The sequence below is a fragment of the Streptomyces corynorhini genome, assembly GCF_003346515.1.
Lineage (GTDB): Bacteria > Actinomycetota > Actinomycetes > Streptomycetales > Streptomycetaceae > Streptomyces > Streptomyces corynorhini.
Map to the genome: position 1 here is coordinate 22991 of NZ_QQNA01000062.1, position 12277 is coordinate 35267.

Here is a 12277-nt window from a genome sequence, read left to right on the forward strand (position 1 = left end):
CCGGCGAGACCGGTCGGGCCCTTCGCGCGTCGTCGCGGCTACGAGGACTGCTTCGCCGCCGCGGGGGCCGCCCGGAACCCGCCGCCGTCCTCGCGGGCGTCCAGCACCACGACCTCGGCCGCGTCGAAGGTCACGCCGACCGCCCGGCCCTCGTCCGGGGCGTCCCGCAGGCCGCACTCGGCCTCCAGTGGAGGAGCGTCGCCGGAGCCGTCCTGGCGCAGCAGGACGGCGACCCGGCCGGACCGGAACGTACGCGCCCCGACCGTGCAGGCCAACCCCTGGGCGCTCGCCCCCACCCGTACTCCGGCGGGCCTGATCAGCAGCGTCCGCTCGCCCTGCGGGGAGCCGTCCGGCACCGGGACCGGGCCCCAGACCGTGTCGGCGGTCGTACCGCGCACGGTGGCGGGCACGACGTTGTCGAAGCCGAGGAACCGGGCGACGAACGCGGTGGCGGGCCGCTGCCAGACCTCCAGCGGGGTGCCGCTCTGGGCGATCCGTCCGTCGCGCATCACCACGACCCGGTCGGCGAGCGCGAACGCCTCGCCCTGGTCGTGGGTGACGGCGAGCACCGTCGTACCGAGGCGGCCGAACAGGCCGCGCAGCTCGACCACCAGGCGCTCGCGCAGACCGCGGTCGAGCTGGCCGAGCGGTTCGTCGAGCATCAGCAGCCGGGGGCTGGGCGCGAGGGCCCTGGCCAGGGCGACGCGCTGCTGTTCGCCGCCGGACAGCGCGGCGACGGCTCGCGGGCCGGCGCCCGGCAGCCCGACGAGGTCGAGCAGCTCCGTCACCCGGGCCGCCCGCTCCTCGCGGCCCGCGCCGCGCATCCGCAGCCCGAAGGCGACGTTTCCCGCCACGTCGCGCTGCGGAAAGAGCTGGTGGTCCTGGAACATCAGCCCGACGCCGCGCCGGTGGGCGGGCACCCCCGACTGGTCGGCGCCGTCGAGCAGCACCCGTCCGCCGTCCGGGTGCCGGAGCCCGGCGACGACCCGCAGGAGGGTCGACTTGCCGCTGCCGCTCGGGCCGAGCACGCAGACGATCTCGTGCTCGGCGACGCTCAGATCCACCGCGTCGAGAGCGGTCCGCTGCCGCGCGCGGGAGCCGAACCGCACGGTCACGTCCGACAGGGTGAGCAGGGCCATCAGAACTCTCCCGAGCGGTCGGTGCGGATACGTTCGAGCAGCAGCAGCGAGACCGCGCACACCACCATGAGGGTCGTGGACAGCGCCATCGCCTGACCGTAGTTCAGCTCCCCCGGCCGCCCCAGCAGCCGGGCCACGGCCACCGGCAGCGTCGGCCGGTCAGGACGGGCGATGAAGACCGTCGCGCCGAACTCGCCGAGCGAGACCGCGAAGGCGAACCCGGCGGCGACCAGCAGCGCCCGGCTCACCAGCGGCAGATCGACCTCCCGCCAGACGCGCGCCGGGGACGCCCCCAGGACCGCCGCGGCCTCGCGCAGCCGCCCGTCCACGGCCCGCAGTACGGGCAGCATGGTCCGTACGACGAAGGGGACGCCCACCAGCGCCTGGGCGAGCGGGACCAGGATCCAGGAGGCGCGCAGATCGAGCGGCGGCTTGTCGAGGGTGATGAGGAAGCCGAAGCCGACGGTGACGGCGGAGACCCCCAGCGGAAGCATCAGCAGGGCGTCGAAGCCCCGCACGAGCCGGCCCGCGCGCCGGGTCAGCGCGGCGGCGGCCAGCCCGCCCACCACCAGCGCGATCGCGGTCGCGGCGAGCGCGTACCGCAGCGAGTTCCCGACGGCCTCCAGTGGAGGCACGAGGAAGGTGCCGCCGCTCGCCTCGACCGAGCCGAGGGCCCGGTAGAACCCGAACCCGTATCCGCCGGGTCCGTCCAGGGAGCGCGCGACCAGTACCCCGAGCGGCAGCAGGACGAGCAGCAGGACGGAGACGAGGACACCGCCGAGCAGGGCCCACTGCCCGGCGCCGCGCGGCCGGGCCGCCGTCAGCGCGGGGTCGACCAGCCGCAGCGCGCTCTCACGGCGCCGTACGGTCCACGCGTGCACCGCCAGGATCGCGCCGACGGCGGCGAACTGGACGAGTGTCAGCACGGCGGCGGTGGGCAGGTCGAAGATCTGCGCGGTCTGCCGGTAGATCTCCACCTCCAGGGTGGAGAAGGCGGGGCCGCCGAGGATCTGCACGACGCCGAAGGAGGTGAAGGTGAACAGGAACACCATCAGCGCGGCGGCGGCGACGGCGGGCGCCAGGGCGGGCAGGGTCACCCGCCGCCAGGCCGCGAGTCGGCCGGCGCCGAGCACCCGCGCGGCCTCCTCCTGGCGCGGGTCGAGCTGCGACCACAGTCCGCCCACGGTCCTGACGACCACCGCGTAGTTGAAGAAGACGTGCGCCAGGAGGATCGCCCAGACCGTGGTGTCGAGCCGCACGCCCCACAGCTCGTCCAGCAGCCCGCCGCGGCCGAGCAGCGCGAGGAAGGCCGTGCCGACGACGACGGTCGGCAGCACGAACGGCACGGTGACCAGCGCGCGCAGCACCCCCTTGCCGGGGAAGTCGAAGCGCGCGAACACATAGGCGCCGGGCAGCGCGACCAGCAGGGTGAGCGCCGTGGAGACGAGCGCCTGCCAGGTGGTGAACCACAGGACACCGAGGATGTCGGGGCGGCTCAGCACGGCGGTGATCCGGCCGAACTGCCAGCCCTCGCCGGTCTTCAGCCCGCGCCCGACGATCGCGGCCACGGGATAGGCGAAGAAGACGGCGAAGAACGCGAGGGGCACGGCCATGAGGGCGAGCCGGACGGCGGTCGCCCGCCGCCCGGACCTGCCCGGTCGCCCGGCCGGCCCGGACCCGCGTGTCGGCGTCTTCGGCGTCCTCCCCGCTGCTTCTACTTCACTACGAGCGAGGACCACGACTGGACCCACTGCTCACGGTTGGCGGCGATCTTCGCCGGGGCGACGGTCTCGGGCCGGTCGACGGTGGCCCCGAACTCCGTGAAGAGCGCGGGCAGCGGAACGTCCCGGACCACCGGGTTGACGAACATGTTCAACGGCATGTCGGCCTGGAACTTCTCGCTGATCAGGAAGTCCAGCAGGGCCTTGCCGCCCGCCTCGTTCTTCGCGCCGGTGAGCAGCCCGGCGAACTCGGTCTGCCGGAAGCAGGTGCCGGTGGCCACTCCGGTCGGGGCGGTCTTGGGCCGCGGCTTCGCGTACAGCACCTCGACCGGCGGGCTGGAGGCGTACGAGACGACGATCGGGCGGTCGGCCTTGGCCTTCCTGCCGCCGGCCGAGCCGGAGAAGTTCTCGTTGTACGCCTGCTCCCAGCCGTCGACGACCTGGACGCCGTTGGCCTTGAGCTTCTTCCAGTAGTCCTGCCAGCCGTCGTCGCCGTAACGGCCGATCGTGCCGAGGAGGAAGCCCAGTCCCGGCGAGGACGTGGCGGCGTTCTCCGTGACCAGCAGGTTCTTGTACGCGGGCTTCACCAGGTCGTCGAAGGACGCGGGGGGCGCGAGCTTCTTGTCGGCGAAGTACTTCTTGTCGTAGTTGACGCAGATGTCACCGGTGTCGACGGGGGTGACCCGGTACCGGTCCCCGTCGAGCCGCGCGGCCTGGTCGACGTCGCCGAGCCCCTTCGCCTCGTACGGCGTGAACAGGCCGTTGTCGAGGGCGCGGGAGAGCAGGGTGTTGTCCACGCCGAAGAAGACATCGCCCTGCGGGGCGCCCTTGGTGAGGATCTCCTTGTTGAGGGCCTCCCCCGCGTCCCCGCTCTTGAGGACCTTGACCGTGTAGCCGGTCTCCTGGGTGAACTCCTTCAGGACGGCGGGAGAGGCGTTGAACGAGTCGTGGCTGACGAGAGTGACGGTCTTGGACTCCGTGCCGCCGGAGCCGCCCTCCGCCGAGTCCCCGGAGCCGTCGGATCCGCCGCAGGCGGCGAGCGCCGAGACCCCGAGGGCGGTGGCGAGGGCGGCGGCTGCCAGTCTTCCGGCGCCGTTACGGGTGGTGATGCTCACTGGTTTTCCTCCTGGGATGTCCAGGAGAAGACGCGGCCCTGCCCCGGCGTCCGGTGGGACCGGAACCGGGGCAGGGCGCAACAGCTTGAGTGGTGTCCGAACTTCCTACCCAGAATGACCTGGGCAAGGTTCAGAGGGTCTGCGACCGCTGCCCGCTCTCACGGACATGTGCCGCACTCTCAGCGCTGTGGCGCTCCCCTGTCGGAAAAATCGAGTGGTGCTTTTCGGCCCAGGCTACAGGTGGACGCTCTCAGCGCTCCGAGGCGGCCAGCTGTCCGCACGCTCCGTCGATCTCCTGACCACGGGTGTCGCGCACGGTGACGGGGACCCCGTGGGCGGCGATCGCCTCGACGAACTTCTTCTCGTCCTCGGGGCGCGAGGCGGTCCACTTCGACCCGGGGGTCGGGTTGAGCGGGATGAGGTTGACGTGCACCCGCTTGCCCTTGAGCAGCCGACCCAGCCGGTCGCCGCGCCACGCCTGGTCGTTGATGTCGCGGATCAGGGCGTACTCGATGGAGATACGGCGGCCGGACTTCTCCGCGTACTCCCAGGCGGCGTCGAGCACCTCCCGGACCTTCCAGCGTGTGTTGACCGGGACGAGCGTGTCGCGCAGCTCGTCGTCCGGGGCGTGCAGGGAAACGGCGAGGCGGCACTTGAACCCCTCGTCGGCGAAGCGCAGCATGGCCGGGACCAGACCGACCGTGGAGACGGTGATCCCGCGCTGCGAGATGCCGAGCCCGTCGGGCTCGGGGTCGGTGAGCCGACGGATAGCCCCCACGACGCGCTTGTAGTTGGCGAGCGGCTCGCCCATGCCCATGAAGACGATGTTGGAGAGCCGGGCGGGCCCGCCCGGGACCTCGCCGTCGCGCAGCGCCCGCATGCCGTCGACGATCTGGTGCACGATCTCGGCGGTGGAGAGGTTGCGGTCGAGACCGGCCTGTCCGGTGGCGCAGAACGGGCAGTTCATCCCGCAGCCGGCCTGGGACGAGATGCACATGGTGACGCGATCGGGATAGCGCATCAGCACGGACTCGACCAGAGTGCCGTCGTGCAGCCGCCAGAGCGTCTTGCGGGTGGTGTCGTCGTCGCAGGAGATGTGCCGCACCACCGACATCAGGTCGGGCAGCAGCTCCGTCGCGAGCTTCTCGCGGGCGGCGGCCGGGATGTCGGTCCACTGCTCGGGGTCGTGGGCGTACCGCGCGAAGTAGTGCTGCGACAGCTGTTTGGCGCGGAACGCCTTCTCACCGATCGCGGTGACGGCCTCGCGGCGCTCGTCGGGGCTGAGGTCGGCGAGATGGCGCGGGGGCTTCTTGGCTCCGCGCGGCGCGACGAAAGTGAGTTCTCCAGGTACAGGCATGGTGGATCCAGTGTCGCAGACATGCGGGAGGGGGCCCGCTGCCCTGTGGACAACGGACCCCCTCCCGGCGAAACCGCTGATCAGGAGCCTACGAACAGCACCAGCAGCAGCCAGACCACCGGAGCCGTCGGCAGCAGGGAGTCCAGCCGGTCCATGATGCCGCCGTGGCCCGGCAGCAGGGTGCCCATGTCCTTGATGCCGAGGTCCCGCTTGATCATCGACTCGCCCAGATCACCGAGCGTGGCGCTGGCCGCGACCGCCAGGCCGACGAGCAGCCCCTGCCACCAGTGCCCGCCGTCGATCATGAACTCCATGCAGAGCGCACCGGCCACCATGGCGAAGAGAACGGCTCCGCCGAGCCCCTCCCAGGTCTTGCCGGGGCTGATGCGCGGCGCGAGCTTGTGGGTGCCGAAGCGCCAGCCGACGGCGTACGCGCCGGTGTCGCTGACGACCGTCAGCAGCAGGAACATCAGCACGCGCAGCGGTCCGTCGTCCGCCGTGAGCAGCAGCGCGACGAAGGTCGCCAGGAACGGTACGTAGAAAGCGGCGAAGACCCCCGCCGTCACGTCCTTCAGATAGCCCTCGGGCGGCTGGGTCATCCGCCGGACCAGCACCGCGAGCGCGGTGAGGGCCATGGCCACCCAGGCGCCCTCCGGGCCGCGCGCGTATCCGGCGACGACCATCGCGGCGCCGCCGACGGCCAGCGGCACCAGCGGGGCCCTGATGCCCTTCTTCTCCTGGAGGCGTGAGGTCAGCTCCCACAGCCCGATGACCACCGCGACCGCTATGACGCCGACGAAGACGGCCTTGACGATGAACAGGGACGCCGCGACCACCGCGCCGAGTCCGACGCCGACCCCTATGGCCGCTCGCAGGTCACGGCCGGCCCGCTTCTTCTGCGGTGGCGGCGGAGGGGCGGCCATGGGCTCCTGCGGAGTCTCGTCACGGGATTCGTCACGGAATTCGTCGCCGAATCCGTCGGGCGCGATGGGCATGGGCCGAGTCTGCTGTGCCGAGTGCCCGTCGAAGGCGGGACCCGCCGGGATGGCCCCCTGGTCGGTCGGTCCCCAGTAACCGGCTGTCGGTGGGGCCCCCCGGGATGAGTCGTTCATCAGACCTCTAGCAGCTCGGCTTCCTTGTGCTTGAGCAGCTCGTCCACCTGCGTGACGTACCTCGCGGTGGTGTCGTCGAGCTCCTTCTCCGCGCGACGGCCCTCGTCCTCGCCGACCTCGCCGTCCTTGATCAGCTTGTCGATGGTCTCCTTGGCCTTGCGGCGCACGGCGCGGATGGAGATCTTCGAGTCCTCGGCCTTGGTCTTGGCGACCTTGATGAACTCCTTGCGGCGGTCCTGGGTCAGCTCGGGGAAGACCACCCGGATGATGTTGCCGTCGTTGCTCGGGTTGACACCGAGGTCGGAGTCGCGAATCGCCTGTTCGATGTTGCGCAGGGCGCTCTTGTCGAACGGGGTCACCACGGCCATCCGCGCCTCCGGCACGGCGAACGAGGCGAGTTGGTTGATCGGGGTCAGAGCACCGTAGTAGTCCGCCACGATCTTGTTGAACATCGCCGGGTGCGCGCGCCCGGTACGGATCGCGGCGAAGTCGTCCTTGGCGACCAGGACGGCCTTCTCCATCTTCTCCTCGGCCTCGAGGAGGGTCTCTTCGATCACCACTTGCTCCTGCGTGTCTTGAGTGGCCCGGCGCGTTGACCGGCCGGCGGAACCTGCGTCGCGTCTTCTTCCTGCACGGTGTCCGACCGGCAGGGCTTTGTCCATCCCCGTACGGGGCCGTCCGGGGTCAGTCCCGGGTGCCCTGGTCGCTCACGAGTGTGCCGATCTTCTCACCCTTGACCGCACGCGCGATATTGCCCTCGGTCAGCAATTCGAAGACGAGGATCGGCAGTTTGTTGTCCTGGCACAGCGTGATCGCGGTCATGTCGGCGACGCGGAGATCGCCCGCGATGACCTCGCTGTACTCCAGCGCGTCGAACTTCACCGCGTCGGGGTGGGACTTGGGGTCGGAGTCGTACACCCCGTCCACCCCGTTCTTCCCCATCAGCAGCGCCTCGGCGTCGATCTCCAGGGCGCGCTGGGCGGCGGTGGTGTCGGTGGAGAAGTAGGGCATGCCCATACCGGCGCCGAAGATGACGACGCGGCCCTTCTCCAGATGGCGTACGGCGCGCAGCGGAATGTAGGGCTCCGCGACCTGGCCCATGGTGATGGCCGTCTGGACGCGGGAGTCGATGCCCTCCTTCTCCAGGAAGTCCTGGAGGGCCAGGCAGTTCATGACCGTACCGAGCATGCCCATGTAGTCGGAGCGCGCCCGGTCCATGCCCCGCTGCTGGAGTTCGGCGCCGCGGAAGAAGTTGCCGCCGCCGATGACGACCGCGATCTGGGCGCCGTCCCTGACGACGGCGGCGATCTCGCGGGCCACGGCGTGTACGACATCGGGGTCGACGCCGAGCGCTCCCCGGCCGGCGAACGCCTCACCGGACAGCTTCAGCATGAAACGTCCGTGCTTCGTGCCGCTCTGCTTGCTGTCGTCGCTGTGGTGGGCCTGATTCATGGAGATCTCCTCGTGCACATACGAAGAAGGCCATTGCCGGGGGTCCTTGCGGTTCCCTGTACGGCAATGGCCTCCTCGTCAGATCCGCGACCGCCCGGCGCGTGACGCGGGCGACTGCCTCAGACCCTATCGGGGTCCGTGGTTGATCGCGTACGGACTCAGACGCCGACCTTGATGCGCGTGAAGCGCTCCAGGGCCACGCCGGCCTCGTCCAGGACCTTCTGAACGGACTTCTTGTTGTCCTTGGCGAACGCCTGCTCCAGGACGACGACGTCCTTGAAGAAGCCGTTGACCCGACCCTCGATGATCTTCGGAAGGGCGGCCTCGGGCTTGCCCTCCTCGCGGGAGGTCGCCTCGGCGACGCGGCGCTCGTTCTCGACCGTCTCGGCCGGAACCTCGTCGCGCTTCAGGTACTTCGGCGCGAACGCGGCGATGTGCTGCGCGACGTCCTTCGCGACCGCGGCGTTCTCCTTGTCCAGCTGGACGAGGACGCCGACCTGCGGCGGGAGGTCGGGCATGGTGCGGTGCATGTACGCCGCGACGTAACCGCCGGTGAACTGCGCGAAGCGGTCCAGGACGATCTTCTCGCCGAGGTTGGCGTTGGCCTCGTCGACGTACGCCTGTACGGTCTTGCCGGCCTCGATCTCGGAGGCGAGCAGCGCGGCCAGGTCGGCCGGGGAGGTCGCGGCGACGTGCGCGGCGATCGCACCGGCGACGGCCTGGAACTTCTCGCCCTTGGCGACGAAGTCCGTCTCGCACTTCAGCTCGACCAGCACACCGGAGGTGTGGTCGTCGGCGATCAGGGAGAGGACGGCACCGTTCTCGGCCGAACGGCCCTCGCGCTTGGCGACGCCCTTCTGGCCCTTGACGCGGAGCAGCTCGACGGCCTTGTCGACGTTGCCGTCGGCCTCGTCCAGCGCCTTCTTGCAGTCCATCATGCCGACGCCGGTCAGCTCGCGGAGCTTCTTGACGTCAGCGGCGGTGAAGTTCGCCATGATCTGTAATTCTCTTTCGGAGGTCTGAAAGATCTACGGGTGAACGGCGGGGGCCGGTGGGCCCCCGCCGTCGACTGCCGAACCTGGTGAAGGTCAGGCCTGCTCGGCGTCCGCGGCCGGGGCGGCCTCGGCGGCGGGGGCGTCGGCCTCGGCGGCCGGAGCCTCGACGGCCGGAGCCTCGGCGGCCGGGGCCTCGGTGGCGGCCTCGGCCGGCTTCTCGGCCTCGGCGGCGGCCGGAGCCTCGGCGGGCTTCTCGGCGTCGTCCTTCTTCTCACCTTCGAGAAGGTCGCGCTCCCACTCGGCGAGGGGCTCACCGGCGGCCTTCTCGCCCGGCTTCGAGTCACCGGTGGCGACACCGGAGCGGGCGATGAGGCCCTCGGCGACGGCGTCGGCGATCACGCGGGTGAGCAGGGTGACGGAGCGGATCGCGTCGTCGTTGCCCGGGATCTTGTAGTCGACCTCGTCGGGGTCGCAGTTGGTGTCGAGGATCGCGACGACCGGGATGTGGAGCTTGCGCGCCTCACCGACGGCGATGTGCTCCTTCTTGGTGTCGACGATCCAGACGGCGCTGGGCACCTTCTGCATCTCGCGGATACCACCGAGGGTCTTCTCCAGCTTGGCCTTCTCGCGGGAGAGGACCAGCAGCTCCTTCTTGGTGAGGCCGGAGGCGGCCACGTCCTCGAAGTCGATGAGCTCAAGCTCCTTCAGACGCTGAAGGCGCTTGTAGACGGTGGAGAAGTTGGTGAGCATGCCGCCCAGCCAGCGCTGGTTGACGTAGGGCATGCCCACGCGCGTCGCCTGCTCGGCGATCGCTTCCTGCGCCTGCTTCTTGGTACCGACGAACATGATGGAACCGCCGTGGGCGACGGTCTCCTTGACGAACTCGTAGGCGCGGTCGATGTACGACAGCGACTGGAGCAGGTCGATGATGTAGATGCCGTTGCGCTCCGTGAAGATGAAACGCTTCATCTTCGGGTTCCAGCGGCGGGTCTGGTGACCGAAGTGGACGCCGCTTTCCAGCAGCTCCCGCATCGTGACGACGGCCATGGCCGTACTCCTTGAGATACTCGGTTGTCGCGTCCGCCGGACGGCAGTCGCGCCTGACGCCCCGGCCGCGCTGTGCCACGGAGGACCGAGAAGCGCTGACATCGGCTTCAGAAGGCCGATGGCGGGGCGTGCGAAGTCGATCCGGTGGCCCGGATCGCCACATGAAGTGTACGGGACCTTCGCACCTCCGGGTGACGGAGCTGTCCACAACCGGTCGGTACTCCACAGAAGCGGGCCGTGATCAGCGCGCTGGCGGGATCCGCGCGACAGTACGGGACATGGTCACTTTCCGTGTTCTCGTGTGTGCCTTCGTCCTGGTGTTCCTCCTCGCGCCCGGCCGGTCCGTCGCCGGGGAGGGCGTTCCCGACGGCGGCCGGGCCTGGCCGCTGGATACGCGCCCGGCGGTGGAGCGGGGCTGGCTGCCGCCGGCCTCGGCGTACGGACCGGGCCACCGGGGCGTGGACCTCGCCGCGCCGGCCGGTGCGACGGTACGGGCGGCGGCGGCCGGCCTGGTCTCCTTCACGGGCCGGGTGGCGGGGCGCGGGGTGGTCTCCATCACCCTGCCGGGCAGCGGGAATCCGCCGCTGCGCACCACGTACGAGCCGGTGGAACCGCTGGTCGGGCCGGGCGAGCGGGTGGCCGCGGGGCAGCCGGTGGCGACGCTCGCGGCCGGTCCCTGGCACTGTCCGACGGGCTGTCTGCACTGGGGGCTGCTACGGGGCACGACCTATCTGAACCCGCTGTCCCTGCTGCCCCCGGAGCTGCTGCGCCGCGGGCCGTCCCGGCTGCTGCCGGTCCTGGGCGTCCCCGAGCCGCCGGATCAGCCCCGCACACCGCGCAAGGCCATCGACACGGCGGCCTCGACGATCTCCGGGGGCACCTCGGCGGCGCCGAGTTCGATCCGCCGCACCGCCGCGTCCACGATGCCCTGGAGGAGCATCGCGGCCAGCCGGGGATGCTCGTGGCCCAGATCGGCGAGCGCCTCCACGATCATGGCGATCAGGCCGCCGTGAGCGGCGCGGATCTTCTCCCTCGCCCCCGCGTCCAGCTCGCTGGCGGAGATCGCGACGACGGCACGGTGCCTGCGGTCGCCGACCAGGGCGAGCTGGCGGCGCACATACGCCTCGATCTTGCCCTCGGGGGTGTCCGCGCCGTCCATGGCGGCCTCGACCTCGGCCGCCCAGACCGGGAAGTCGACGGCGCACAGCTCCTCGACGACGGCCGCGCGGGAGCGGAAGTACTCGTAGACGGAGGACCGCGCGAGGCCCGTGCGCTCGGCGAGGGCGGGGAAGGTCAGCGCCTCCGTCCCGCCTTCGGACAGCAGGGAGCGCGCGGCGTCCAGCAGGGCGCCGCGTTGCATGGTCCGGTGCTCGGCCACGGAGGCCGCTCGAATCCTGGGCACCCCACCACTCTACGGATGGGGCGGCGGCGGCACAGCGTCAGCGTCCGACGTCGGCCAGCTTGGCGCGCAGCTGGAGCACGGACTTTGTGTGGATCTGACTGACCCTGCTCTCGGTCACGCCGAGGACATTGCCGATCTCGGCGAGGGTGAGGCCCTCGTAGTAGTAGAGCGTGACCACCGTCTTCTCCCGGTCGGGCAGCGTGTTGATGGCACGCGCCAGCAGCCGTCTCAGCTCCCGGTCCTCGGCGACCTCCACCGGATTGTCGGCGGCGGTGTCCTCCAGGGTGTCCATCAGGCTGAGCCGGTCGCCGCCCTCACCGCCGACATGCAGCAGCTCCTCCAGCGCCACGACGTTCGCCAGGGACAACTGGCTGAAAACCGCATGCAGTTCCTCCAGGGCGATGCCCATCTCGGCGGCCACCTCGCCCTCCGAGGGCGTACGCCGCAACTGCGCCTCCAGCGTGGCGTAGGCGCGCTCGACCGCCCTCGCCTTCTGCCGCACGGAGCGCGGAATCCAGTCGAGGGCACGCAGTTCGTCGATCATCGCGCCGCGGATCCGGGTGATCGCGTACGTCTCGAATTTGATGGACCGCTCGATGTCGAACTTCTCGATGGCGTCGATGAGCCCGAAGACCCCGGAGGAGACGAAGTCGGCCTGCTCGACGTTGGACGGCAGCCCGACGCTCACCCGGCCCGCGACGTACTTCACCAGCGGCGAGTAGTGCAGGATCAGCTGCTCGCGCAGCCGTCCGTCCCCCGTGGTCTTGTACGAACGCCACAGCTCGTCGAGTGACGAGGGCGCGGGGGGCCGCACGCCGCTCCGGGCAGCCGGGGGCGCTGCCGCGCGGTCAGACCCGGAGGTGTGCTGGGGCATGCGTCGCCTTGAGCCGTTCTGCGTGAAGTGTGGGGGCGTGGGGTGCGATGGGGGGAGCACGGA

The 12277-nt window shown here is 70.7% G+C and carries 11 protein-coding genes and 1 pseudogene; 1 reads left to right on the forward strand and 11 read right to left on the reverse strand.

Going from position 1 to position 12277, the window contains the following annotated elements:
• Positions 1–38 precede the first annotated feature (38 nt).
• From DVH02_RS09930 to rpsB, 9 genes are all read right to left on the reverse strand, one after another.
• On the reverse strand, positions 39–1139 hold the full coding sequence (locus DVH02_RS09930) for an ABC transporter ATP-binding protein (RefSeq protein ID WP_199566228.1): 1101 nt from the start codon (positions 1137–1139) through the stop codon (positions 39–41).
• Entirely contained in the window at positions 1139–2752 is a 1614-nt protein-coding gene (locus DVH02_RS09935; protein WP_114623399.1) for an ABC transporter permease, read from the reverse strand. Before DVH02_RS09935 ends, DVH02_RS09930 begins: the two co-directional genes overlap by 1 nt.
• 101 nt (positions 2753–2853) lie before the next feature.
• On the reverse strand, positions 2854–3975 hold the full coding sequence (locus tag DVH02_RS09940; protein WP_233518130.1) for a thiamine ABC transporter substrate-binding protein: 1122 nt from the start codon (positions 3973–3975) through the stop codon (positions 2854–2856).
• A gap of 250 nt (positions 3976–4225) precedes the next feature.
• The gene (rlmN, locus tag DVH02_RS09945; RefSeq protein WP_114623400.1) at positions 4226–5332 is read right to left on the reverse strand and encodes a 23S rRNA (adenine(2503)-C(2))-methyltransferase RlmN; all 1107 of its coding nucleotides are present in this window, start codon (positions 5330–5332) and stop codon (positions 4226–4228) included.
• 80 nt (positions 5333–5412) lie between these two features.
• Entirely contained in the window at positions 5413–6444 is a 1032-nt protein-coding gene (locus DVH02_RS09950) for a phosphatidate cytidylyltransferase (protein WP_114623401.1), read from the reverse strand.
• Positions 6444–7001 carry a ribosome recycling factor gene (gene frr, locus DVH02_RS09955; protein ID WP_114623410.1) on the reverse strand — a complete coding sequence of 186 codons (558 nt, stop codon included), beginning with the start codon at positions 6999–7001 and terminating at the stop codon, positions 6444–6446. The genes DVH02_RS09950 and frr overlap by 1 nt, the downstream gene beginning before the upstream one ends.
• Before the next feature lie 127 nt (positions 7002–7128).
• Positions 7129–7896, reverse strand: a complete 768-nt coding sequence (gene pyrH, locus DVH02_RS09960; RefSeq protein ID WP_199566229.1) for a UMP kinase — start codon at positions 7894–7896, stop codon at positions 7129–7131.
• Between the two features lie 158 nt (positions 7897–8054).
• Positions 8055–8891 carry a translation elongation factor Ts gene (gene tsf / locus DVH02_RS09965; RefSeq protein ID WP_114623403.1) on the reverse strand — a complete coding sequence of 279 codons (837 nt, stop codon included), beginning with the start codon at positions 8889–8891 and terminating at the stop codon, positions 8055–8057.
• Between the two features lie 93 nt (positions 8892–8984).
• On the reverse strand, positions 8985–9938 hold the full coding sequence (rpsB, locus tag DVH02_RS09970) for a 30S ribosomal protein S2 (protein ID WP_114623404.1): 954 nt from the start codon (positions 9936–9938) through the stop codon (positions 8985–8987).
• Positions 9939–10216: 278 nt separating this feature from the next.
• On the opposite strand from rpsB, the pseudogene DVH02_RS09975 reads away from it, so the two are divergent.
• Positions 10217–10618 (forward strand): annotated as a pseudogene (locus tag DVH02_RS09975) (peptidoglycan DD-metalloendopeptidase family protein); the annotation flags it as partial.
• Between the two features lie 140 nt (positions 10619–10758).
• Here DVH02_RS09975 and DVH02_RS09980 read toward each other — a convergent pair.
• Both DVH02_RS09980 and whiG read right to left on the reverse strand, forming a co-directional pair.
• Positions 10759–11298 (reverse strand): TetR/AcrR family transcriptional regulator, encoded by a 540-nt coding sequence (locus DVH02_RS09980; protein ID WP_114623411.1) that lies wholly within the window; start codon positions 11296–11298, stop codon positions 10759–10761.
• Between the two features lie 79 nt (positions 11299–11377).
• Complete coding sequence (gene whiG, locus DVH02_RS09985; RefSeq protein WP_114623405.1) at positions 11378–12214, reverse strand: RNA polymerase sigma factor WhiG; 837 nt, start codon at positions 12212–12214, stop codon at positions 11378–11380.
• Between the last annotated feature and the right edge of the window lie 63 nt (positions 12215–12277).